At 62.6% G+C, this 24,353-nt stretch carries 15 protein-coding genes; 8 read left to right on the top strand and 7 right to left on the bottom strand.

Annotated features, from left to right (window positions below):
• The first annotated feature begins 226 nt into the window (after positions 1-226).
• Positions 227-496, top strand: a complete 270-nt coding sequence (locus NKI20_RS06895) for a DUF6916 family protein (protein ID WP_352829324.1) — start codon at positions 227-229, stop codon at positions 494-496.
• A gap of 268 nt (positions 497-764) precedes the next feature.
• On the opposite strand, the gene NKI20_RS06890 is transcribed toward NKI20_RS06895, so the two are convergent.
• The 6 genes from NKI20_RS06890 to NKI20_RS06865 form a co-directional block, all read right to left on the bottom strand.
• A complete protein-coding gene (locus NKI20_RS06890; RefSeq protein WP_352829322.1) occupies positions 765-1,322 on the bottom strand; it encodes a GNAT family N-acetyltransferase in 558 nt (185 codons plus the stop codon).
• Positions 1,323-1,325: 3 nt separating this feature from the next.
• Positions 1,326-2,645, bottom strand: coding sequence for a DUF8189 domain-containing protein (locus NKI20_RS06885; RefSeq protein WP_352829320.1), 1,320 nt, complete (start codon positions 2,643-2,645; stop codon positions 1,326-1,328).
• Positions 2,646-2,675: 30 nt separating this feature from the next.
• Positions 2,676-3,209, bottom strand: a complete 534-nt coding sequence (locus tag NKI20_RS06880; protein ID WP_352829318.1) for a phage tail protein — start codon at positions 3,207-3,209, stop codon at positions 2,676-2,678.
• A 10-nt stretch (positions 3,210-3,219) separates the two neighbouring features.
• Positions 3,220-3,729, bottom strand: a complete 510-nt coding sequence (locus NKI20_RS06875) for a phage tail protein (RefSeq protein WP_352829316.1) — start codon at positions 3,727-3,729, stop codon at positions 3,220-3,222.
• A gap of 13 nt (positions 3,730-3,742) precedes the next feature.
• Positions 3,743-4,240: a phage tail protein gene (locus tag NKI20_RS06870; RefSeq protein ID WP_352601605.1), complete on the bottom strand. Its 498-nt coding sequence runs from the start codon at positions 4,238-4,240 to the stop codon at positions 3,743-3,745.
• Between the two features lie 206 nt (positions 4,241-4,446).
• On the bottom strand, positions 4,447-15,279 hold the full coding sequence (locus NKI20_RS06865) for an inverse autotransporter beta domain-containing protein (RefSeq protein ID WP_352829313.1): 10,833 nt from the start codon (positions 15,277-15,279) through the stop codon (positions 4,447-4,449).
• A 257-nt stretch (positions 15,280-15,536) separates the two neighbouring features.
• Between NKI20_RS06865 and NKI20_RS06860 the strand changes: the two genes are divergently transcribed.
• Positions 15,537-16,085, top strand: a complete 549-nt coding sequence (locus tag NKI20_RS06860; protein WP_352829311.1) for an invasion associated locus B family protein — start codon at positions 15,537-15,539, stop codon at positions 16,083-16,085.
• Between the two features lie 103 nt (positions 16,086-16,188).
• Positions 16,189-16,311: a hypothetical protein gene (locus tag NKI20_RS06855; protein ID WP_352601598.1), complete on the top strand. Its 123-nt coding sequence runs from the start codon at positions 16,189-16,191 to the stop codon at positions 16,309-16,311.
• 109 nt (positions 16,312-16,420) lie between these two features.
• On the opposite strand, the gene NKI20_RS06850 is transcribed toward NKI20_RS06855, so the two are convergent.
• On the bottom strand, positions 16,421-17,428 hold the full coding sequence (locus NKI20_RS06850; protein ID WP_023761879.1) for an AraC family transcriptional regulator: 1,008 nt from the start codon (positions 17,426-17,428) through the stop codon (positions 16,421-16,423).
• 219 nt (positions 17,429-17,647) lie between these two features.
• Between NKI20_RS06850 and NKI20_RS06845 the strand changes: the two genes are divergently transcribed.
• The 5 genes from NKI20_RS06845 to NKI20_RS06825 all read left to right on the top strand — a co-directional run bounded on the left by NKI20_RS06845 (position 17,648) and on the right by NKI20_RS06825 (position 24,344).
• The gene (locus NKI20_RS06845) at positions 17,648-19,030 is read left to right on the top strand and encodes an FAD-binding oxidoreductase (RefSeq protein ID WP_352829308.1); all 1,383 of its coding nucleotides are present in this window, start codon (positions 17,648-17,650) and stop codon (positions 19,028-19,030) included.
• Between the two features lie 177 nt (positions 19,031-19,207).
• Positions 19,208-19,738, top strand: a complete 531-nt coding sequence (locus NKI20_RS06840) for a hypothetical protein (RefSeq protein ID WP_352829306.1) — start codon at positions 19,208-19,210, stop codon at positions 19,736-19,738.
• Between the two features lie 78 nt (positions 19,739-19,816).
• Positions 19,817-19,945, top strand: a complete 129-nt coding sequence (locus NKI20_RS06835) for a hypothetical protein (protein ID WP_352829304.1) — start codon at positions 19,817-19,819, stop codon at positions 19,943-19,945.
• Between the two features lie 158 nt (positions 19,946-20,103).
• The gene (locus NKI20_RS06830; RefSeq protein WP_352829302.1) at positions 20,104-23,196 is read left to right on the top strand and encodes an ATP-binding protein; all 3,093 of its coding nucleotides are present in this window, start codon (positions 20,104-20,106) and stop codon (positions 23,194-23,196) included.
• The gene (locus tag NKI20_RS06825) at positions 23,196-24,344 is read left to right on the top strand and encodes a YcaO-like family protein (RefSeq protein WP_352829300.1); all 1,149 of its coding nucleotides are present in this window, start codon (positions 23,196-23,198) and stop codon (positions 24,342-24,344) included. Before NKI20_RS06830 ends, NKI20_RS06825 begins: the two co-directional genes overlap by 1 nt.
• Positions 24,345-24,353 lie beyond the last annotated feature (9 nt).

Below are 24,353 nucleotides of genomic sequence, written 5' to 3'. Positions count from 1 at the left end.
CGGCGAATTGTCTTGCGGGCCCGGCCCGGCCGCCTGCCCACCTCTGGACAGCTTGCGGCGAAGCGGCGACAGTGCCGCCGCTCGAGCAATTTCAGGAAAAGTGTGTAGCGGTTTTCCCGGGAAAGCGCATAGCGCTTTTCCTTGGGAATTGCGAAGAAACACAAGCGGGAGCTGATCGGCAATCCGAACGCTGAACCGCTCCAACGGACAAATTGAGGCTGATAGCATGGCATCGGTATCGGATTTCGAACAGGGACAAACCTTCACCATCGAAGCCGGCGGCCGGCAGATCCCGCTCGAACTGAGCGCGGTCAACCCCATCGCCGCCAGCCCGCGCCCGGGCGGCGGTTTCTCGCTGATGTTCAGGGGCCCGCGCGAAATCGCCCTGCCGCAGGCGACCTATCTTTTCACAGGCGCAAGCGGCACCCACGAGATCTTCATCGTGCCGGTGGCGGCCGATGCTGCGGGGCGGCTTTACGAGGCGGTGTTCAATTAGGCGTCGCTAGCTTTCTGAGGCGACGCTTGCGCTGCGGCGCTGAACCTTGACGTCAGCGGGACAGTACCCCCCTCTGGCCTGCCGGCCATCTCCCCCGCAAGGGGGGAGATTGAGCGCTCAGCCGCTTTCGCCAATCTCGAATGCAGCAGGAAGAACTCGGCGCCGAAGCTGCGATCTCCCCCCTTGAGGGGGAGATGGCCGGCAGGCCAGAGGGGGGTGTGAAGGATCGCGGCAGAACCAACCTTTTATCCTGCAACCCCGCATGCCTTCAGCCCGTCACATACCAGCCCCCCGGCGGCGCACAGGCCATCAGATCATGGACGCCCTTGTCCTCGACCACTGCGAAGCCCAGCGCGACATAAAGCTGCCTGGCCGGATTGTTTTTCTCGACGTGGATCGAGGCTGATTTGCCGGCTAACCATGCCTCGTCGATCAGGTCGCGCAGCAGCGCCGCGCCGTAGCCCTTGCGCCGATGCGCCGGCAGGAACGCAATGTCGATGATGCGGTGCTGGCTCGGCCAGCGCTCGATATAGAGCCGGCCGATGTCCTGTCCGGCTCGCTCCACCACCAGCCAGTCGGCCCCGGGATAGTGTTTTTGGTAATGCGCGTGCTGCGCCTGGAACTGCATGTCGAGGAACGCCGTCTTCTGTGCGTCGGTCCACGATGTCACGGCAAGTTCTTCCATGCGCGTCGAGGCGTAGAGCCGCGACAGGAACGGCAGATCCGCCGCCGTCGCCGCACGGAAGCCGAGCCCGACCTTATCAGACCGGGGCCAGATTGGACGGGGCTGTGCCTGCTTCGCTTCTGTCACGCTGCCGGAAATCAACCGTCAGACCGGCGGCGTCAGGTCGCGAACCACGACAATCTGCTTGAGATTGTTGTCGGCAAGCGTCGTCCAGCCATACTCCCATTCGGAGCTGTCGATGCCCATCTGCGAGATCGTCCACAGCCCGTTCGTACCGTCCGGCATGAGCAGCAGGCTGAACAAAGCGAGCCGGCCATCGGCATTGTAGTCGAGCGAGAGCCGTGTCCGCAGCGAAGACATGCTGAAGTCGCGCCATCCCGACCAATTCTGGGTGACGGCATCATATTGGGCGTTGAATGAGTGGACAAGCTGCTGGTCGGATGCGACCAGCACGATGTCGCCGTCGCCCTGGATGCCCGCGGCAAGTGTGTATTTGGACACCCTGCTGTAGCCGGGCGTTGCCCACTGCGTCCAGCTGTCCGATCCGGCAGGCTTCTGGCGCGTGTGCAAGACCTGGCCATTCTGGGTCAAGGCGAACAGATTGGTGGCGCCGAGCGGGCCGACCACCGGCGCCATTTCGATGAACCCACCGGTTTGCCCGGTGTCGATCTGCACCCATTGCGTCCAGTCGGCGACCTTCAGTGCCTGCGGCTTCGCCTGCTGGCAGCGATAGAGATGGAGGCCCGAATTGATGCCGAACAGCGCAATGCGGCCGTCGGCCTGGCGGATCGCCGTGATCGCTACCAGCTGCCCGGTCAGTTGGATCCAATCGCTCCACATCTTGGCGGGCGGCGCGAGCACGTCTACGGTGACGACGATCGGCGTCGTCGAGCCGGGCGGCGTGATGGTTTTCTGCACCTGCACGATCTGGTCCGGATTCTGGTAGATCCACCAGATACGGCCCTGATTGTCGGTGAGGAACACCTCGGTGCGACCGTCGGCATCGTTGGCCATCGAAAGCTTCTGGTAGGAAGTGGCGCCGGGCGGCGCGCCGATGTCCATCGGCGCGGTCCATTTGTCGATCGGGCCGATCTGGTTTGCGTCCTCGGTGATGAAGGACAGCTTGGTGGTACCAGACGGCTGCGCGATCACCGCCACCCGACCGTCCTTGGTCAGGCCGGCGGTCATGATCACCCAGGCTCCTGGAGCGATGGTCGACCAGGCTGCCGACCACGCGCCGTTCGGCGCATCTTGAGCCTTCTGGATAAGGCGCCCGGCCGCGGAATCGATGCCCACGACCATCAGCCGCGACAGTTCGAAGAAGGACGAGCCGGCCGGCATGTGCTGGTAGGCGAGCGGTATGCTGGGCCGGCCGCCGCCTGCCCTGGCTTTGGAAGCCGCTCTCGGCGCTGCCGGCATCTTCGCGGCGGGGGCTTTCGACTTTGGTTCTGCTTTCTTGGCCATGGTCTTGGTCCTGCCCTGTTGGCTCGGAATTCACGTTCTTGGCGGGAAAACACCTTCCAGCGCGATGCAAAAATAGAATGTCAGATAAGGCATCAAATTATTGTGCGGCTGGTCGCCGCCGGCCGTTGTCAACAAACCGTCGTTCATCGGTGTCAGCGCCGGTGTTGGCGATCCGGGAACATAAGCAAACGCGCCGCCGGACTTGCCAAGAATTCTCGAGGGGCTTGGAACTTGAACATCGGCCGTGTCCTGGGTTCCTACCATGACATTGTGCGAATGCGCCGGCATTTCGCTCTCAAGCAGCGTGACCGTCTCCGAGCCGCCTGTCTCGCCTAGGTCATGCAGCGACAAACCCGGTCCCTGGCCCGGATGCATCGGCGAGCGGCCCTGCAGATCGGGCAAGGCAAAGTTGGACTTGCCGTTGCCGCCATAGGTGGTGCCGAGCAAAGAAAACAGCGCCGTGTTCTGCGACAGTGGCAGCAACTGCCCATCGCACCATGCCCAGCCCTTGGGTGCAAAATTGAACGGAAAGATGCGGATTTCGGCGATGAACGGGTCGGCCATGGCGGTCCTCTTAAGTCGGCGACGGGAAAATTCCGAACAGCGAGATGATGAAATCGACGCAGAGATAGGGCTGGAAATTGTCGTGTGGTTGGCTGCCGCCGACGGACGACACCATGGTTGCCGCCATTGCGCCATCGGGGCTTTGGCCATCGATGTACATGAAGATCGTCCCGGTGGTTTGATCGAGAACGTTTCCTCCCGGGTTGGCCGACGTGCCAGTCTGTGTTGATGCCAACAACGCGTGTGAGTGCGCTGGAATTTGATTGGTTGTAAGTGTGATCGATTCCGCGCCACCGGTTTCAGCCAGAATGAAACCATTGCCCTGATGGATGGGTAGGCGGCCGCGCAGGTCGGGTAATGCGAAGGTCGCTTCGCCATCTCCGCCATATGTGGTGCCGATCAACTGGAACAAGGTCTCGTTTTCCGAGATCGGTAAAAGTTGGCCTTCGCAGAACATCCAGCCGGCCGGAGCAAAGTTGCCAGCGAACATGCGGATCTCGCCAACATAGGGTTGTGCCATGGTCGCGCTTCCTTTAGTTCGGCGATGGGAATATGCCCTGCAGGGCAATGCAGAAGCTGAGCGTTAGGAATGGCTGCATATTCAAATGCGCCTGCGATCCGCCAACATTGGCGATGCTAGCTGGATGCAGCGACGTCAAGTTGGCTGGCTGACGGTAGCCATTGTTGAAGGCGCCGAGGAAATTTCCAAAATTCGTGGGGGTAGTCCCGTTACCGTTGGTGGCGTTTGCCAGGTGAGGATGTGTCGGCAACTCCGAAATCGACAAGGTATGCTCTTGTTCGCCTCCTCGTTCTCCCAGTGTGTGTCCTTGGCCAACATGTATCGGCGCACGGCTTCGCAGATCCGGCAACGCGAAATTCACTCTCCCGTCGCCGCCGAACGTAGTGCCGAGCAACGAAAACAGCGCCTGGTTCTGATTGATCGGAAGAAGCTGGCCGTTGCATAACGCCCAACCCTTGGGCGCGAAAACGAACGACAGCATGCGGATTTCAGACAGAAACGGCTCTGACATTCAGCGTCCCTCATTTCCATTCATGACTATACACGAGCCAATGTAGAAATCTATCAGTAATACTGTCTCATAAAGATATTATTCTATGTGACGCTCAACAAACCGTTAGTATTCAACAAAACTTCACTATGTTTTTTGACCGATCAGCTCAAAATCGAGCTGGCGCCAGCCGGTCCGATTCGTTGCATGCCATCGACAGCCCTGCGCTACGGCGCCGAGAAGAATCCGCTGCCCGCAAGACCGGTGACCACGCTGACCGTCGGAGAACCAGCGTTGTACGTCTGAACGAAACTTGTAATTGCTGCCGTATCCGTTGGCGCACCGCCGTAGCTGAAGCCTCCGCCCGCATGCAACCCGACATGCACGTTGAAACGCTGGCGAAGACGAATATCCGTGCCTCCGTTTGCACCGGACCCGGCAAAGTTGTTGGTCAAAGCCCCTGGGCCGCCAAGGGTCAGCGAAACCGTCTGTGCATCGTTTGCGACTGTGCCGGCGTTGAGCAAGAAGCCATTGGTGCCAAACGTGCCGGGATTGCTGACCGTATTGCCCTGTACGACGGCGGTGAGCTGGGCGTTGCCGCCATTCGCGGCGTCGCCGGTCTGTATGAAAATACCGGCATTGTTATATTGATAGACTGTATTGTTGGTGATCGTCACGCTCGACGCGGCTCCGCCGTCGGTGACGAATCCGATGCCGGACCCTTGTGCCGACCCACTGTCCGTTACCCCTGCGACACCGATCGTGTTGGAATCGATTGTACCGGTGAACGAACCGGTCCCCGAGCCCGAGCTGATACCGAGAGCGGAACCAAGGGCGTCGCGCATCGTGTTGTGGGCGATGTTGAACGTCAGGTTGGCGTGGTCGCCGGCGCCGCCAGAGCTGATCGTGATGCCACCGCCGCCGGAAACTATGTTGCCATTGTTGTTGGTCAGCGTATTGCCGAGCAACGCCGTTCCGCCGCCAAACACAAGATCCGAACTGACACCACCGTGGAGATCCATCTGGAACAGGTCGCCGCGCGCTGAAGTAAATGTCGAGCCCTGGATGGTCGCGTTGAACACACCGTCCGTCGCCTGGAAGACCAGCGCGTCGTTGGAGAGATTTCCTGCGCCCGTCAGCGTCGCAAACGTCGAGCCCGTGATGGTTATCCTGTTGAGGGTCTGTCCGGCATTGTTGAAGACGTGGAAGGCGTCATAGGTCGCACCGGTAAAGGTGGAGTTCGTAACGGTCGCAGAACCGGTCAGGCCCGTGAAGTAGGCATCACCTTCGCCGACGCCACCCTGCAGCGTGCCGTTGGTGCCGTTGATGACCACCTGATTGAGCGTCATCCCGGCCACGTTGTTGCCAAAAATGCCGAAATTCTGGAAGTCGTTCATCTGCACGTTGGCAAGCTGCACGTCTGTCGTGTTGTTGAGATAGATACCGACGCCTTGTGAGGTGGAGCCGTCGGCGCCCGTTTTGTTAGCAATGGTGCCGCCGCTCCCGACCGTCGTGCCGGTGCCGGTCACATGCAGGCCGCCGCTAGATCCGGTGTTGTCGAGGATGATGCCGGTCGCGCTGCCACCATTCGACGTGATGCTCTGGAAGGTCAGATCGCTGGCCCCAATCGTCGTGTTGGCGACATTGATCGCCGTAGCGTTGCCCGAATTGATCGTGCTTGCCGACCCGGTGGCGCTGATCGTGCCGCCACCGGTCGCGTTGAACCCGGTGGTGTTGCTGGTAGAGGTGTTGATGGTCAGCGCGCTGGTGAAGTTGATATTGGTGCCGTTGGTGCTGCCATTGCTCGTCAGGCTGATGCCGTCGCTGGAGCCGTTCGACGTTATGGCGCCGTCAAAGGAGATCGTGCTGGCGCCGCCGGCGGTGCCGGTGTGGTTCAGGACATTGATCGCCACAGCATTGGCGCTGTGGTTGATCGTGCCGTTGTAGTCGACATTGGCCGAGCCACCCGAAACCACGAATGCCGTGCCCGTCGCGCCTGTCAGCGCGCCCGAGCCGAGGCCGACTGTGCCGGTCACATTGGTCAGGTTGACATTATTGACGCCGCCGCTCGAATTGGTCGCGCTGAACGTGACCCCTGCGGCAACACCGTTCAGTGCGACGGCCTGTGCAGCCGTGGAACTCACGGTTCCGGTGGTGACGTTGACCGTGCCACCATTGCTGGCGCTGAAGCCAGTCGTGCCGTTGGTGGCGATGGCGAGGTTGGAGAAGCTGACCGTCGAGGCGGTGGCATTGTTGTCGATCGAAACGGCGGTGCCGGTCAGCACCAAGCTGCTGCCGAAATCAACGCCGCCGGTGAAGCTGATTGTGTTGGCCGCCGTCGCGCCGGAAACACTGATGCCGCTCGCCGCGCCATTCGCCACGACCGAGCCGGCAAAGGCGACGCTGCCGCCACTGCGGTTCGCGATGGTGACCGCCGTGCCACCCGACGTGCTGGCAACGAAGCTCGCCGCGTCGAACGCGATGGCAGCGTTGCCGCCGGTAACCTTGATGCCGCCGCCGGCGCCGCCCGTGACATCGACATTGGCGCCGGTGATCGTGCCTTGCGGGCCGGTCCCCCCGCCGAAGACGATGCCGGTGCCGGTCGACGCCGTGGTGACGTTGAGGTTGGCCAGCGTCGTGGTGCCGGTCGTGTTGCGGATATCGAAGGCGATCCCGGTAGCGCCGGTGCTGCTGACATTGGTGATGGTGGTGTTGAGCGCGTTGACGATGACGTCGGTGGCGTTGCCGGCGAATGTCACATGGTCGATCGCCGTGCTGGTCGACGGCGTGATCTCGACGCCGGCGGTGGCGAAGTTCCGGATCGTCATGTGGCTGATGATGTTGCCGGAAGCGCCGCCGCCATTGTCCTTGATGCCCCGCGCCGCGCCTGCGGGGCTGCCGTCGAGGGTGAAGCCGTCGATGAAGTTGCCGCTGGCTCCGAGCGTGATGGCATTGCTGCCGGCACTCGTCGTCAGCGTGGCGGCGCCATCGGCCGTGGCGTCGACGATCGAGATGTTGTTGTTGGCAAGCTGGATAGTGGATGGCACCGTCATTGCCAGATTGATGTTGCCATTGCCAAAGCCGCGCACCTGCTCGCCGGTGGCCAGCACCAGCGTGTTGTCCGCACCGCTGCTTGTCGCGGTGATGGTCCCGCCGTCGTTGACCAGCACCAGGACATCGCTCGTTACCGCCGCCGCTTCCGCCGTCGACAGCGTCGCCAGATTGTTCTGGTCGCGGCCGGTGCCGTCGCCGGTCGCGCTGGCGCCGACGAAATAGATCTTGCCGACGCCGAAGCCGAGGCCGGGGCTGGCGGCAAAGTTGACATCCTGGAAGTTATAAGTCCCGGCGGCTGGCGCGCTGGAGGCGTCGATGCCGACAGTGGCGCCGATGGTCGAATTCTGGTCGGTCGCCGATTCGCCGTCGCCATAGGTGAAGGCAAGGTTGGTGGCGCTGTTCAGGTACACGCCGGTGTTGACGCCGGAGATGCTCGAGCTGGCGCCGCCCGCAACGGCGTCGCCGAGGCGCACGACCTGGCCGCCGGTGGCACCGCGCAGGTCGGCGCCGATCGAGGTGCCGGCGCCAATCGTGTTGGTGACATCGAAATCATTGGCCGTGATCGGCGCGTTGATGGCGGCGCCATTGAGGTCGAAGGCCACGGCCGTAGTGCTGGTTAGGCCGATGCTCAACGAGTTGAAATTGAGCCCCGCGCCGAGTGTGCCGGTGACGTCCACACCACGTGAACTGATGCCTTGCAGGTCGACCGTGCCGAGATTGATGGCACCGCCGGATGAAGCGACGTTTGTGAGCGCGATGCCGGTGGTCACGCCGCCGCTGGTCGAAACCGAGTTGAAGTTGATGCCGCTGCCAACGGTCACGGCGTTGAGGCTGAGCGCGTTCCCGGTCGACGTGATTGTGTTGGTGGTGCCGGCCACGCTGATCGTGCCGCCGGCCTGGGCGGCGAAGCCGACGCCGCTGGTCGTGTTGATGGCCAGGCCACCATTGCTGAAATCGATGGTGCCATTGGTGTTGCCGACCAGGTTGACGCTGGCGGTCGCACCCGACTGGATCTGCTTGGTGGCGCCGGAGAAGGTGACGGTGGCCGAGGTGCCGTTGTTGATGTTGGCCACGACGATATTGCCGCCGCCGGCAGCGTTCGTATCGCTCAGATTGCCTGACAGTGTCACCGAGCCGCCGGTCAGTTCCTGGATCGAGACCGCCGCGCCCAATCCGGCACTGGCGATGGTGCCGGCATAGGAGATATCAGCGTTGCCGCCGCTGAGATCGGTGCCCGAACCAACATTGAAGGCGGCGCCCGCGCCCAGATTGTTCAGCGTGCCGGTGCCGAGATTGAGCGAGCCGGTCAGATTCACCAGATTGATGCCGTGGCCGGCGCCGAAGGAGGCGCTGGTCGAGGTCAAGGTGCCGTTGACGTTTGCCGAAGTGATGTCGACGGCCTCGCCGGCCTGCGCGGTGATGGTCTTTGTGCCGCCACCCGTGAAGCTCAAGCTCGTATTGGCGGGCGTGGCGCCACCGACAGCACGCAAACCGGTGCCGGTGCCGGTGGTGATCGCCAGCGTGCCATCGAAGGTGGCTGACGTGGCGCCGGTTGCGTTCTCGATGTTGACGCCGCGGCCGAACGACTGGGAATTGTCGATCGTCGTGTTGCCGAACGTGTAGGTGCCGGCCGAATTGAGGATTTCGATGCCGGCGCCGTTGGAAGTTGTCACGTTGACTGCGTCGAGGTCGACCGCGCCGCCGCTGGCGCCGCTGATCAGCACGCCCTGTGTGCCCGCGTTGGTCGAAGCGACACTGTCGAAATGGACACCGCCAGCGCCGAGTGTGCCCTGCAGCGACAATGCCGTCTGGCCGGTCCCGTCGATCGTCGTCGTGCCGGCATCGGCAACGGTCAGGCTGTTCAGCCCGGCAAGGCTGAGGCCGGTGGCGGTCGATGCCGCGATGGCGAGGCCGCCGTCGAAATTGACCGCCGCCGCCCCGCTACCGCTCGAAATCGCCACGCCGCCGCCATTGATGGTGACCTGGTCGGTGAAAGTCACCGAACCGCCGGTGCGGTTGGCGATGGTGATGCCGCCACCGGTCAGCGTGCCTGCCGGTCCGGCGTTGGGCAGGAAGCCGCGCGAGACCGAGATGGTGCCGGTGCCGCCATTCACGTCGAGCAGGGCACCGGCGACGTTGATGTTGTTGTTGATGACCGACAGATTGCCATCAAGGCCGGCAACCTGGACGGCCCTCTGGCCCACCGAGACATTGCTGATCGTCACGCCTTCGATGGTGATGCCGCTGGCATTGCTGAAGCCGACCGCGCCCTGGTCGATGAGGAAGGCAGCGCCGGTGGCGCCGCTGAAGTCGAAGGCGGTGTTACGCACGGCATTGTCGCCGAGCAGCTGCATGAGATTGGCCGTGCCGCTGACCACGGCCTCGTCGCCGGTGATGTTGCCGCCGGTGGCGCCGAGATTACCCTGGACATTGGCCGGCTGGATCGTGCCGGTCGAAACGACGCTGCTATTGCCGAAGCCGGCAATGGTCTGTCCTGAGTCGAGCGTGAAGGCGGTGGCGCCGAGATCGATCGTGCCGACGAAGACGAAGTTCTGCGCGCCGGTCAGCGCATCGGCTGCGGCGAGCGAGATGGAGTTGACGCCCGTGCTGAGATTGCCCGTCGTGCCGGCCGCGATGAAGCCGCCCGATTGCGAAACCAGGGTGACCGAACCGGGAGCCGTGGCCAGATTGGCGCTGCCGGTGAACAACACGTCGTCGAAATCATAGCTGCCCTTCGTCGGATCGAGCCCGACGGTGTTGACGGTGTAGCCGCCGGATGCCGCGATGATGAAGGATTCCAGCCCGTCGGTCGAATCGCCGTCGCCGAAGGTAAAGGTGGCATTGGCAGTGGTCGCGGTGCTGAGGCCCGACGACAGGTCGACGCCGATGCCGACATTGTCGATCTTGGAACCTTGCAGGAAGGTGATAGTCTTATTGCCCGTCGTCGACGACAGGTCGATGCCGCGCGAGGTGAGGTCGCCAGTGCCTGTGATCGTGGTCAGTCCGAAAACGGCGGTCGTCGCCGAGCCGCTGAAATCGATGCCGGTCTGGCCGGTGCCGACATTGTTGATGGTCGTGGGGCCGAACAGGACGTTGGCATTGGTGCCGCTGAAATTGATCCCGGCCGCGTTGGCGGACGCGCCCAGCGTCACCGTGGTCACGCCCGAGAACGTCACCGGGCCGGCATTGTTGCTGATGTTTATGCCATCGCCGCCGGCGGTGGTGAGGTCGAGCCCGCCGGTGAAATTGATCGCGCGGCCATTGCCGCTCAGGTCGATCGCGTTGGCCGCACCGGTGCTGGCGGTGATCTTGCCGCCAAAAGTGGCGCTGCCACCGGTCAGGCCGGAGATCCTGACTGCGTTGGCCGCCGTGGCCTGGTTGATCGTGCCGTTATAGGTGACGTTGGGCGTCGCGACGCTGATGTTGAAGGCTACACCGCCCGTATTGGTGATGGAACTCGCGGCCCCGAAAGTCAGCGTGCCGCTCGAGCCGGTCCAGATAGCGACGCCCATGCCGCCGCCACTGATGTCGAGGTCGTCGAAGGTGGCCGTGCCGTCGAAATCATTGGCGAACAGCCCGACAGTGCCGGCATTGGCGATCGTCGTGCTGCCGGTGAAATTGACCGTCGCGCTCGAATTGGCTAGCGCGATGCCGGTTTGGCTTGCGTTCTGGATGTCAAGATCGTCGACGGAGACCGTGCCCGTCACGCTATTGAGGAAAAGACCTATCCCGGCACTGCTGACCGTCACGCCGTTGATCGTTGCGCCGCTGGCGCCCAATCCGTAGATGGCAAAGCCGGAGCTGATGACGGTGAGGTTCTCGACGACGTTGCCGTTGGCCAGGTCGATGGTCTTGCCGGCCGCATTGTTGAGCGTCGCACCGCCATTGCCGAAGGGGTCGTCCTGCACCTGCGTGCCGCTGATGACATTCGTACCGGTGACATTGGCGGGCGGCGAGCCAAGGCTGACGGAAGCGCCATTGGCGAAGGACACGATCGATTGGCCGTCGGCCAGCGTAAAGCCGTCGGCATCGGTGTCGATGCTTCCGGCCCCGTTGTTGACCAGAACGAAGATGGTGTTGGCCGGGGCCGCCAGCGCGTCGGCCGCGGTGGCGTTGATCAGGTCGTTGACGCTGGAGCCATCGCCGAGGCCCGTGTTGGCGGCGCCGACGTAGATGACATTGGCGATGTCGAACAGCTGCGGACCGTTGAGCACCGTGGTGTTGAAGGCATAGGTGCCGCTGCCCGGCGACAGGCCGCGCATGTCGAGCGATGCCGTCGTGCCGGTGATGGTCGCGCCGCCGGCGGCGCCGAACGAAAACGCCGTGTTGGCGGTGGTTCCGGACGCGCCATGCGTGCCCATCTGCACGCCGGTGTCGGCCGAAATGGCGCCGGCGCCGATTGTCACCGAGCCGCCGGTGGTGCCGGAAAGATCGATGCCTGTCGACGTGGCCCCACCGAAAATGTTGAGCGAAGTGGCGGTGAAGGTCGACTGACTGCCCGACAAGTCGAGCCCGGTGGCCTCGACGCCGCCAATGTTGGTATTGCCAAAGCTGATCGCGCCGTTGACACCCTGAACGTCGATGCCGTTGAGGCCCGGGAGACCGATTTCCGTATAGCCAAAGCTGACGGCGCCGCTGTTGGCGCTGAGCGCAATGCCATTGCCGTGCACCTGGGTGACGAACACGTCGCCGCTGAACCCGACCGTTGCAGCGCTGCCGCTGACCGAGATTCCATCGCCCGTGGTGCTGTCGATTGTCGTCGGGCCGGTAACGCTGAAGCTGCCGGTGGCGCCCGAAAGGCTGACGCCGGTGGTGCCGCCGACCTGGCCGATACTACCAAGAGTAACGCCAAGCCCGATATTTGCCGCCGAGAAGGCGGATGTGGTGTTGTTGAAGAGGCTCCCGCCCGTCGTCGACAGTGTGCCGGCGCCGGTCGAGGTCGCGCTGACGCCGCTGCCGCCATTGCCGTCCGAATTGAGCGCGCCGAACCCATAGGTTCCGTTGCCGTTGATCAGCAGGCCGTCGCCAGCGTTGCTCGACAGGGTCGTCGTGCCGCCGAAAGCGTAGGTGCCGTCGCCCTGGATCGACAGGCCCGCGCCGCCATTGCCGCTGGAGCCGAGGTTGGTGCCGGAAACGGTGTTGGTGCCGTCGAACACCACGCCGCTCATGCCTGCGCCGGAAACATCCACGCCGGAGATCGTTACCGTACTGACGCCGTTGCCGTAGATGCCGTAGCCGGCGCCGCCGGAAATGTTGAGGTCGAGCACCGCCGTATTGTTGGCCAGCGTCACGACGTTGCCGCTGGAAGCGGTCAGCGTCGCCGCGCCGCCGCCGGGGTCCGAGACGATCTGGTCGTGCTCGACATTGTCGCCGGTGACGTTGATCGGAATGCCGCCGAGCGAGAAGCTACGTCCGTTGCCGAACGAGCCCAGTGTCTGGCCGTCGTCCAGCGTGAAACCACTCCCGGCGTCGATCGGCGTGTTGGCCGGATTGTTGACCAGCACGAAGATCGCGTCGCTGTCGTGATTGTTGTTGGCGGTGATCGCCGATGCGAGATTTGACAGCCACGACCCATCGCCGCTGCCGGTCGCCGCGGCGCCGACGAAGATGACGTTCTGCACGTCGAACAGCTGTGGGCCGACAAGGTCGGTCGGGCCGAACGCATAGAGCCCAAGCGTCTGGTTCAGCCCGCGCGCGTCGAGTGATGCGACCGTGCCCGTGATCGTGCCGCCGCCGAAGGAGAACGATGTGTTCGCACTCGCACCCGCCGCGCCATGCGTGCCCAATTGCACGCCGGTGCCGACGGCGATGGTGCCGCTGCCGATGGCCACCGATCCGCCGGTGGCGCCCGAAAGGTCGATGCCCGTCGATGTGCCGGCGCCGGTGATGTCGAGCAGCAGGGCGGTGAATGTCGATGTGCTGCCCGACAGGTCGAGCCCGGTATTGCCGCTGACAAGCTCCGATATGTAGACGTTGCCGAAGCCGATCTTGCCGTTGATCCCCGAGGCGTCGATGCCGCCCGCATTCGGCGCCTGGATCGTCACATCGCCGCCGAAGCGGATCTCAGCCGGCGAATTGGTGATCTGGATCGCCACTCCGGTCGTGTTCTTGGTCGTGGTCGTGCCGGTGACGGTGAACTTGCCCGAGACCTGATCGAGCACCACGCCCGCCGGACCGCCGTTCTGGTCGATCGAATCCAGCGTCACATTGGCGGTGATCGGGTCGATGTAGACGCCGATACCGCCATTGCCGGAAGTGGCGCCGCCGGTGGTGGTGAACGTGCCGCCTGTTGACGTGCCCTGCACGGTGATGCCGCGGTCGGCATTGTCCTGCGCATTGACGATGGCGAAGGTGTAGGTGCCCTTGCCGGTGATATCGAGGCCGTCGTCGAGATTGCCCTGCAGCAATGTCGTGCCGATAAAATTGTAGGTGCCGTCGCCTTCGATGTGCAGGCCGTCGAGGCCGTTGCCGGTCGCGGTGAAATTGGAACCGGTGATGCCGGTCGAGCTGCCCGTGAAGTCGGCGCCGTTGCCGCCCGCACCAGTGACCGTGACATTGGTCAGCGTGGCGCCGGTGATGTTGTTGCCCAGGATGCCATCGCCGCCGCCGGTGATGTTGATGCCGTTGAGCGCATTGCCATTGCCCAGCGTGATGACCGGGTTGGCGACGTTGGTGCCCTGGATCGTGCCGTCGCTGCCGCCCAGGTTGAAGGTGCCGGTGCCCCCGCCGAAAAGCTTGGCGGTGACGCTTTCGCCGCCGCCGATGACGGTCTGGCCGTCGGCGAGCGTCACACCGTCGGTTGTCAGATTGCCGTTGCCGCCGAGCGCTACCACAAACCCGCCGCCGCCGGCCTTGGTGACGGCATCGTCCAATGTTGTCGGATCGGCTTGGGTGCCTGCGCCTGCCAAGCCGCCATCGGCAAAGTAGAATTTTCCGAAGGCCGCATTGGTGGCGGCGCTGATGGCGACGCGCGTCGTCGATCCGCCGTTCAGTTCCTGCGACTGGATCCTGACGCCGATATCACCGCGCACCCGCTCGTTGACGCGTTTGCGCAGGCCTTCGCTGACCGGATAGACCGGCTCCGGCCCGCTGTCGGCCCCGCTGTTGGCCCCGCTGTCGGCATTGTCCGAACCGTGGCCTGGATTGAACGGGATGTTCAGCCGCACGCTGCCGGCGAACTGGGTGTCGTCGCGATTGTCGTTGCGGACCTCGCCGGCGAGCACCAGCTCGGTGCCGCTGCCGAAGACATCGCCGATCGTGTATTCGAACCCCGCCTTGGCGCCGGTGACGCTGTGGTCGTTGTCGTGCGGATCCTCGAAACGATAGCCGCCGATGTCGAGCCGCAGCGAATGCTTGTCGGGCAGGTTGACCGGCACCTGCGCGCCGATCTCGCCTTCGATACCCCATGCCGCGTAGTCGCGATGGTCGAGGACCGAAATCTGCTCCAACAGCTGGTTGCCGACCATCGACAGCGTCGAACTCGACGAGTGATCGGTGTGGTCGCCCTTGATTGGCAGATAGACGTTCACATGCGCGTCGAAATGCGGCGTGATAGCCTCGGCGCCCAGCGTGGCTGATGTGAACTGGTTGGAGTTATAGTTCTCGACGTTGAGATAGGCGTAGCCGCCGATCATCAGGTCAGGGTTGACGATGCGGCGAATGCCGAGGCCGACATCCTGGCCGAAACTGTCCTTGAAATCATGCTTGGCCCGGACATCCAGGAACAGCACTGATTCGGCCGTCTGCTTGAGCGGGATGAAGCCTTCGAGCGCGGCGTTGCCGCCATTGTTGTCGGCGCCGATGATGGCGCGGATCTGCGGCCGCCACAGCCCGTTCGGGTCGCCATGGGCGGCCATGCCGGAAAGGCCGAGCGCCAATGTCGTAAGCGCCGTCGTCTTCCACAGCTGTCTGGCTATCCGCGAATGGCGATAGCCGGCGCGCACGTGGAAATCCTCCCCATGCGCCGCCGCCCCACCAACTTGCCGAGAATTCTCGGTAGTTCCCATCCCTGGCGAGTCCTTCCGGGACTACACGTGCCCCGTGTAAATTCTTACTCGAATTCTATTGTATAGCGAGTCTCGGGCCCTTCAATTTCTAGAAGTTTCCTGCAATGTCGCGTGGTGTGTCCGAAAGGTCACAGTATCTTCGTCGGCTTTCTTGTCTCCGGCCCAGCTTTCGGAACCATCCAGACTGTTGTATCAAGCCATACCGAGGCGAATACCTGGTGGGGCGAGGAAACATGCAAGGCATCCGACAAAAGATCATGGCATTTATTTTAGCGCAAGCTAATCTACTTGGCGTGGCGGCGGGATGCGGCGCCCTGTGGCTGGCCTTGGCGGCAGCGGGACCGGCCCTTGCCGAAGACGCCAAGCCGGCCCAGCCGAAACCTTCCGATGCCAATCCGTGGGCGGTGAACTGCTCCAGCGGCTCTGCGAACGCCGAGCTTCAATGCCAGGTGTCGCAGAACCTGACCGAAGCCAAGACCGGACAGCGCGTGCTGACCGTGACCGTGCGCCGCGACAGCGGCAACGGTGGCCTCGCCATGCTGCTTGCCTTGCCGCACGGGCTGTTCCTGCCGTCCGGCGCCTCCTTCCAGATCGACCAGGCCCAGAAGACGACCCTCGCGATCCAGACCAGCGACCAGAACGGCGCCTATGCCGCCACGCCGCTGTCGGCGGACCTCGTCAAGGCCATGAAGTCCGGCACAAATCTGAACATCGGCATGGAATCGGTCACCCGCAAGCCGGTCACCATTCCGGTGTCGCTGGCCGGCTTCACGGCCGCCGTCGCCAAGCTGGAATCGATCAAGTAATTGGGCTGTCCGCTGACGGCCGGTTGGCGCGCCGTCTGCCTGTCCGCCAATGCGCCGAAGCCCCTCGCATACGGTCCGACCCGTTAAGATCGCGGCGCACCTGATGGACCGCGCCGGCGTCGAGGCGCTGGTGCTGAGCGCACCCGAGGGCTTCCACTATGCTTCGCGCCTGATGTCGGCCGTTGAGGTCAACTTTACCCCGCACGAGAGCGAACATTGCCCGTGATCACGGACGACTAAAGGTTGTCGCGGTTGCCGGCAGAAACGGGCATTCGAGCTCTGCGTCGACGTCGGCTTGGCACGCAGCCCGAGCCGTGAACACGCGCCATTTTTGCCTACTGAACGACGACAGAGGCCAACTTTTGGGCTTTCAGCAAACCCGAACGTCCCTTGCGCCAGGTACCAGGTGGAATGCCGACGAACTTTTTGAAGGCGCGATTGAACGCGGCCTCCGACTCGTAGCCGACCTCAGCTCCCACCTGCGCGATGCTGACATCGGGCCGTTCGAGCAGGCGTCCCGCCAACTGCAGACGCCAGCGAGCAAGATACTGCATGGGCGAGACCTCGACGTAGTGGCTAAAGCGGCCCGCAAAAGCAGTGCGCGAGAGCCCTACGGCGCGGGCGAGACGGTCCAATGTCCATTCCTCCGTAGGGCGTGCGTGAATGAGTCGGAGCGCCTCGCCGACGTGCGGATCGCGAAGGCCGGACAGCCATCCACGCGAGTCCTCTGGCAGGGTCTCAAGATAGCCGCGGATGACCTCGACAAACATCAATTCGCTCAACTTGGCGAGAACCGTTTCGCCACCGGCGCGCCCGCTGCCACCCTCAGCCAACGCCTGGCGAAACAGGTCAGTAACCCAGCTGCTGCCGTCGGCAGGTTTGTGGGCGCACAGTATGGCCGGCAACGCGGCGAGCAGCGGATTGAAGGGACGCGCATCGCAGCCAAGGTACCCGCAAATAAACCGGGTCCGCTCGTCTCCACCACCGCCATGAATCACCGCGAACGGCAGGTTCTCGTCTACCGGCCGATAGTACATTGCCATGTTGGCTTTGCCCCGCGTCCCCGGCGAGGAACTCATGACATTCGGGGCACCTCCGGGGAAGACGACGATATCGCCGGCGTTAACCCGTACCGGAGGCATAGAATCGTCTCCTAGCGCAGCCCAGCACGATCCAGACATCACGGCATGAAAGGAAATGACGTGCTCGGCCTCCGGCATGATGGCGGCGGCAATCTGGGCGGTACCCGGCGACTCGCCGACCCAGGGAGAACTGGCGTCGATATCGAAATAGATCGCACCCGTCAGGCGAACGGCTCGGAGCACATCGGAAAGGACATCCATGCACTACACCTCCGGAAACGATCGACTACTCCCTGAATGACGAATTTTTTGGCCGGACATCCCGAACTATCCAGCAATACGGCCATATGAGCAAGCGCGCATATGCGCGATCCTACTCTGAACGATCGGGCAACAGAATTGGACGATGTGACATTTTCGCGAGCACCGGATGGGCTAGCGTCCATCGACCGGCCGACAGGTTCGGTAGGGAGGAATGCCATGAACGACGAAGACATCACCAAATTCGCAGCAAGCCTGCGGGGCGAAGTCATCCGCACCGGCGACGCGAACTATGACGAGGCCCGCAAGCTCTACAACGGCATGATCGACAAGCGACCGTTGGTCATCGCTCGCTGCGTCGACGTCGCCGACGTGATCACAGCGGTGAATTTCGGTCGCGACAACAAGTTGCTGGTTGCGGTACGTGGCGGCGGCCATAACGGACCGGGGTTAGGAAGCTGCGACGACGGTCTGGTGATCGACCTGTCGGCGATGAACGGCGTGCGCGTCGATCCGGACGTCTGTACGGCGCGGGTAGGCGCGGGCTGCACTCAGGGCGACGTCGACCACGCCACCCATGCCTTTGGGTTGGCTGTCCCGGCGGGCATCATCTCGACCACTGGGATCGCCGGGCTGACGCTGAGTGGCGGCCACGGCTATCTGACGCGCAAATACGGTCTGACCATCGACAATCTGATCGAGGCCGATGTCGTGCTTGCCGACGGAAGCTTCGTCACCGCCAGCAAGGAACGGGACCCCAACCTGTTCTGGGCGCTGCGTGGCGGTGGCGGCAATTTCGGCGTCGTCACCAGCTTTGTGTTCCAGCTTCACCGGGTCAACATGGTCTTTGCGGGGCCGATCGCATTTGATCAACAACACGCCCGTACCATCATGCAGCGTTATCGCGAGTTCCTGCCGGACGCGCCCGAGGAACTCGGGATCTTCCTCGGGCTCAAGACGGTCCTCTCGAGCGCGCCGTTTCCGGAAGAGTTTTGGGGCAAGCGGATGTGTCTCCTGATGTGTTGCTATAGCGGTCCGGAGGAAAAGGGTAGAGAGGCGCTGGCCCCGCTCATCGATGCGCTCCCTGCGCCTTGGTTCAATTGGATGGGAACGATGCCCTATCCCGCCGTGCAGAGCATGTTCGACGGGCTCTACCCGAAGGGGATGCAGTGGTATTGGCGGGGCGATTTCGTCAAGACACTGTCTGACGCGGCGATTGACGCTCATCTCAAGCAGGCGGCGAAGACGCCGAGCGAGCTATCGCTCATGCATCTCTATCCGATCGATGGCGCCGTTCATCGAATCGGCAAAGACGAGACAGCTTGGAATTGCCGTGATGCGACCTGGTCGATGGTTATCGCAGGGATCGATCCGGACCCACAGAAAGCGGGGCCGGTGACGCGCTGGACCAAGGCCTATTGGGAGGCGGTGCATCCGTTCGATCTGGGTGGCGCCTACCTGAACTTCATGATGGATGACGAGGGCGATGCAAGGCTCAAGGCTGCTTATGGAGACAACTACGAGCGCCTGGCTACGCTGAAGAAGACATACGACCCGAACAACCTCTTCCGGGTGAACCAAAACATCCGGCCGGCTGCCTGACGGGCGGCCGCTCGTCAGGCGGACCGGCGTCACATCCTGAGTGACCCCCGGTAATATGAGGAGTATCTTATGTATGCGGCGCGTTCCAGATCCTAGGGCAGCAGCCAACTCCAAAGAGCGGGAGCTGTGCTCGTTGCGAACTCGCCGGCAAAATCTGCGCTCGCTAAGGAGGAGGAAATGCGCATCCATTCAAGCCCTGTGTTTTTGGCAGCTATTGCCGCCGCTTGGGCATTCCCCGCACCTGCGGCTGACAAAAGCGATGAGCAGTTGATTGAGAATGCGATTACGGCAGCACCGGAGGCTGTCGGCAAAAACGCCGCCGTCGTGAACTGGGAGATGAAGACGTTGAGGAAGGGCACGAACGGCTTCACTTGCATCCCGGACGACCCTGGAACTCCCGCCGATGACCCGATGTGCACAGATGAGAACGGGATGGCGTGGATGCACGCGATCATGTCAAAGAGCGAGCCACCGAAAGGCAAGGTCGCTTTTGCCTACATGCTGAAGGGCGGCGATGCAGCCAGCAATACCGACCCCTTTGCAACCAAGCCGGCGGAAGGGGCCGAATGGCTACATGACGGTCCCCATGTCATGATCATGAACGCACCGGAAATCATGGCGTTATATCCCCACGAACCAAACCAGACACAGCCATATGTCATGTTCCCCGACACGCCCTACGCACACCTGATGATTCCAGTGAAGTAGTCCAAGCAAGACCTGCCGCTTAACGCAGTGGCAGGTCACCCTCGTGGACGGGAGGTTTGGGTTTTCAAGCTCGCGGCCATGACGTTAGCAGCCGTGCTTATTGCAGGCGCTGCGCTGGCGCACAAAGAGGCGACGGGTACCATCGCCGAGCGCATGACGGCGATGAAAAACATGGGCCGCGAGCTGAAGGCAAGCGAGAGGTCCTGAGCAGCCGTCGCAGGTTCCGGCGATCGCCGCTCTGTAATTTGTGCTCTGTCATACTTTTGATAGTATGCCCTGTCAGCGAGGGTGACATGTCGCATAAGAGCCGAGTTGATGTTCCGAAGGCGGGGACTGGCTCGCGCCTTCCGATCGGCAGGGGGTTGATGGACGACGGCGTCGAGTCCCGTCACGAGCGGCGCGTACTAACCGCCCTTTGCTACGATCTCGTAGGCTCCACCGAGTTGCTCGGCCTGCTCGGCATCGAAGATTTTGAGGAACTTATCTTGGCGTTTCAAATGGCCGCCAAGAAAGCAATAGTATCGTGCTCCGGAACCGTGAGGGTCGAGGTCGGCGACGGCGGCGTCGCCGTGTTCCCAGTCGATCTGGGTGCGAAGGATGCGGCGTCGCTGACAATCAGCGCCGGACTTGAGATCGTCAGGGCGTGCAAGCTCCTTGCCGCGGAGAAAGGGAGGAGCGACCTGCATGTAAGGGTCGGCGTGGCGACCTCGATGACGCTAATCCTGAAGGGCGACACCGCTGTAGGGCAAGACACGGTAACCGGCCCTGCATTTGCGCTGGCAACCAGGCTGCAGGCAATCGCCCGGCCAGATACCGTCGTCGTGTGCAACGAGACGCGCAATCTGACACGGCGCTCACACGTATTTAGCTTCTGCGGTTCTCACGTCATCAAAGGCTTCGCGCAACCCGAGCAGGTCTGGCAGGCGCTGAGCCACAAACGGGGGGTAGACCGTTTCTTCGCGTTCGGACGCCTCACCAGCCCCTTGATCGACCGCACGGATGAGGCCGAGCTGATCCATGAATGTTGGAATGAAGCTGTTTCGGGACGTGGCCAGGTCATCGTGATCGAGGGCGAAGCCGGCATTGGCAAGTCGCGCATCCTGCACGAGGTGCGCCGGCGAACGCGCTTCCAACGCAACAGGTTGCTCCTCTTCCAATGTATGCCAGGCGACTCGCGTTCGACGCTGTATCCACTGCGGCAGGCGATGCTGGGCAATTTCGACGACGGCGGTGCACTCACCCCCGCGCTTCTAGCCGAGGCGTTCGCCGCACATGACGTTCACGACGCCGAAGTCGTCGACATCTTTTCTTTTCTGCTCGGCGTGGAAGGCGCGAGGTCCGGTTTCCATGAGATGGGCCCGGAAGCAATCCGGGAGAAGGCCGATTGGGCTGCGCGCCATGCGTTACAAGCAACGTGCGCCCGTGGCCCAGTGGTGTTGATCGTTGAAGATATTCATTGGATCGACCTGACGTCGAAGCAGCTGCTGGGTGAACTTGCAAAGCTGGTTCCTAGTTCGCCCGTGCTCTTGATCGCAACGACGAGGCCGGGATCTGGCGACTGGCTGGACGAAAGAAGCAAGCATGTCCTGCTCGCTCCCCTTGAGCATGCCGACACCTTGCGGGCAATCGCAACGATGTGGCCTCAAGGCAAGCGAGCGCCTGCGCCTGAGTTGATAGAGTTGGTCGAGCGCGTCACCGGCGGTGTACCCCTGTTCATCGAGGAGGTTTGCCAATGGATGGCGGAGAATGCCGCTAGCGGTACGGAGCAGCTGCCACAGGGCGTTTCGCTCGGCCGCGCGGCGGTGTTGGAAACAGTGATAGATGCCCGGCTGGAGCCTCTCGGCCGCGCCCGCGAGGTGGCGCGAGCGGCCGCCGTCGCCGGCAACAGATTCAGCCTGGACTTGCTGTCGGCGCTCTTGCCGGAATTTGACCGGGGCACAATCTCTGCGGCGCTCGATGCCCTGGCCGAGGCAGGCTTCGTACGTGCCAGGCACGCAGCGGCGACAGTGTACGCGTTTCGGCATACGCTCATTCAAGAGACGATCTACAATGGAACACTGCGGAAACGGCGGCAGACTCTGCATCAGCGTCTTTACGCGGTGGCTAGCGGCAACCGCAGCCTCGTTGGCTGGCTAACAACGGCAGCTCTTGCCGATCATGCTGAGCGAGGCGGCCTGCTTGACGAAGCGATCGGCGAGTTCGTCAATGCCGGCATGGAAAGCTCGTCCCGCTCGGCCATGGCTGAGGCAAGGCAGCTGCTCGAGCATGTCATCGCGCTTTGCGGGCAGGTTTCTGATCATGACAAACGGGATGCGCTGCGGCTCTCGGCGATGGTTGTGCTCGGGCCGATACTGACTGCCGTCGAAGGGCCAAATTCCGAACACGCCCGCAGGCTCTATGACGACGGCGTAAAGATCGCACGGCGTCGGCCGATAGCGGAGCGCGCCAAGTGGTTCCCGATCTATTGGGGTTGGTGGTTCACGGGTTCGGTCGTTGATGGCGAGCGGGCGCAGGCCGTCGTCAATGATTTGAAGGAGGTTAACGACCCCGAGATTCAGCTTCAGGCTAGGCACTGCTTGTGGGCAGTCGATTTCAATCGCGGAGACCATGGTGGATGCATAGCTGCGATTGATGCTGGATTGCCGCTCTATGACGTGAGCCAGGGGCACGCGAATGCCACGCGTTTTGGGGGGCACGACGCGCGCGTGTGTGGCTTGGCGCATCGTGCACTGTCGCTGTGGTTCTCGGGACGTGCAACGAGCGCTCTCCGCTCCATGTCGGAGGCCCGCCGTTGGGCGCAGCAGACTGGCCATGTCAGCAGCATTGCGCATGCCTGTATCAACGACGCGATGCTGAGTTGCTATCGCCGCGACTTCGCTTCTTTGCGTGACGTGATTGAGGATCTGCGACAGCTGACCGCGCTTCATCACCTGCCTTCGATAGCCGTCTCGGCACAGATCTTCGAGGGCTGGTGCGATGGCAATGCTGGCCAACTTCAGCGGGGCAAGGACAAGATGCGTGAGGGCCTCGGCCTCCATGGACAAGTGCAGACACCCGAGGACGAGCCCGTCTATTGCGGCATGCTGGCAGAACTTCTCGCACGCTCGGGTGAGATCGGTCATGCGCTTGCGCTGCTTCATTCGGCGGTGGCGCAGGCCGAGGCGGGTGGCAGCCGATATTGGCTGGCGGAACTACACCGGCGAATTGCACAACTGCTCGTCCTTGACAGGGCGGCGGCCAGCCGGGTGGCGGCCGCCCTTGAGAAGAGCCTCAATACTGCAGCCGAGCAGAATGCCGTGCCCATTCTCATCGCGGCCTACGAGACGCTCAGCGCGTCAAATCTCTCGCCCGTACTGCTTCGGAGCTACAACGACCGTGTCGAAGCGGCAAGGAAGTCGGTTGAGCCCGGCGAACCGCTGGTCATGAACCCTGAGCCGGAACTGCGGGCCAGCCGATAGTGGAACAATATGAGCGCGTTGGTCCTCCGGCAGACGAAGCGCTGACCTGTCTGATGTCGATGCGACAAGCGTTGGGCATCACCCGTATTGCGGACATTACCGGCCTGGACCGTGTCGGCATCCCGGTCGTGCAGGCAACGAGGCCGTTCTCGTTTTCAAATGCGGTCGCGCAGGGAAAGGGTGCCAGCCTGGCTCGCGCTGCCATATCGGCCATTTTGGAATCCGCTGAGAGCTTTTTCGCCGAGCGCATCGAACATCTTGATGCAGCTTACGCTTCGGCCAAGTTACTCGGAATACCCTACGGGCGATTTGAGACGTGGCTGCGAGAGCCCGCACCTGCTGATTGGCGCGGCCGAGAAAACGCTTGGGTAGAGGCGGAGAACCTGCTGGGCGGCGGCCGTGACTTCGTTCCGCTGGAATTGGTGCACACGGCCTATCTCGTACCGCCCAGCCCCCGTGACGGAATTTTCACGCCAACGACAACCGGACTGGCGGCCGCGCTTGATGAAACAGACGCCATCACACACGGAATATTGGAATGCGTCGAACGCGATGCCATCGCCCGCGCTCTCAAGACACATGGTTTTCTGCAACACCAGCGAATCGATCCAGCGACCATCGATGACGCAAGGGTCGTGGCCCTATTGGATGAACTTGCACGAAAGGACATGATCGTCGGCCTTTGGCTTGCGCCGTCGCCTGTTGGCCTGCCTGTGATTTGGTGCCATCTGATGGAGAGCAATCCTCGCGAGACGGCATTGCTCCATCTGCCAGCCGACGGCTCGGCCGCTGCATTCGATCCGGCGGCAGCTGCCGTCCAAGCGATCCACGAGGCGGCGCAGGCGCGGCTTGCGGCAATCTCGGGTGCGCGCGATGACATAACCCGGGCGTCTTATCCGAAATATCCCGACTGGCAGCTTATCGAGGCGCACCGCCAGCTGATCACCGGCGGCCGCAAGGACGTGAGCTTCACCCGTCAGCCTGCCTATCGAGTGGCGGGCGGGCAGACCTTGCTTGGTAGCCTTCTCGCGAGACTGGAGGAAAGCGGAATCAACGCCGTGTATCTGATCCGCCTCAACACCAGCCCTTGGAACCGACTGTCGGCCGTCAGGATAGTTATCCCCCAAATGTACCCTTTGGTGGAGTGAGCGGATGCG

It is taken from the genome of Mesorhizobium sp. M0830, assembly GCF_040319965.1.
Lineage (GTDB): Bacteria > Pseudomonadota > Alphaproteobacteria > Rhizobiales > Rhizobiaceae > Mesorhizobium.
Note: the sequence above shows the minus strand (reverse complement) of the source record. Positions and strands in the feature narration are given on the sequence as shown.

Coding starts and splice junctions, on each gene's coding strand:
- NKI20_RS06850 (WP_023761879.1), bottom strand. CDS start 17,428: ATGGATGTCCTTTCCGATGTGCTCCGAGCCGTTCGCCTGACGGGTGCG.
- NKI20_RS06845 (WP_352829308.1), top strand. CDS start 17,648: ATGAACGACGAAGACATCACCAAATTCGCAGCAAGCCTGCGGGGCGAA.
- NKI20_RS06835 (WP_352829304.1), top strand. CDS start 19,817: ATGACGTTAGCAGCCGTGCTTATTGCAGGCGCTGCGCTGGCGCACAAA.
- NKI20_RS06840 (WP_352829306.1), top strand. CDS start 19,208: ATGCGCATCCATTCAAGCCCTGTGTTTTTGGCAGCTATTGCCGCCGCT.
- NKI20_RS06860 (WP_352829311.1), top strand. CDS start 15,537: ATGGCATTTATTTTAGCGCAAGCTAATCTACTTGGCGTGGCGGCGGGA.
- NKI20_RS06875 (WP_352829316.1), bottom strand. CDS start 3,729: ATGGCACAACCCTATGTTGGCGAGATCCGCATGTTCGCTGGCAACTTT.
- NKI20_RS06885 (WP_352829320.1), bottom strand. CDS start 2,645: ATGGCCAAGAAAGCAGAACCAAAGTCGAAAGCCCCCGCCGCGAAGATG.
- NKI20_RS06880 (WP_352829318.1), bottom strand. CDS start 3,209: ATGGCCGACCCGTTCATCGCCGAAATCCGCATCTTTCCGTTCAATTTT.
- NKI20_RS06830 (WP_352829302.1), top strand. CDS start 20,104: ATGGACGACGGCGTCGAGTCCCGTCACGAGCGGCGCGTACTAACCGCC.
- NKI20_RS06855 (WP_352601598.1), top strand. CDS start 16,189: ATGGACCGCGCCGGCGTCGAGGCGCTGGTGCTGAGCGCACCCGAGGGC.
- NKI20_RS06870 (WP_352601605.1), bottom strand. CDS start 4,240: ATGTCAGAGCCGTTTCTGTCTGAAATCCGCATGCTGTCGTTCGTTTTC.
- NKI20_RS06895 (WP_352829324.1), top strand. CDS start 227: ATGGCATCGGTATCGGATTTCGAACAGGGACAAACCTTCACCATCGAA.
- NKI20_RS06865 (WP_352829313.1), bottom strand. CDS start 15,279: ATGGGAACTACCGAGAATTCTCGGCAAGTTGGTGGGGCGGCGGCGCAT.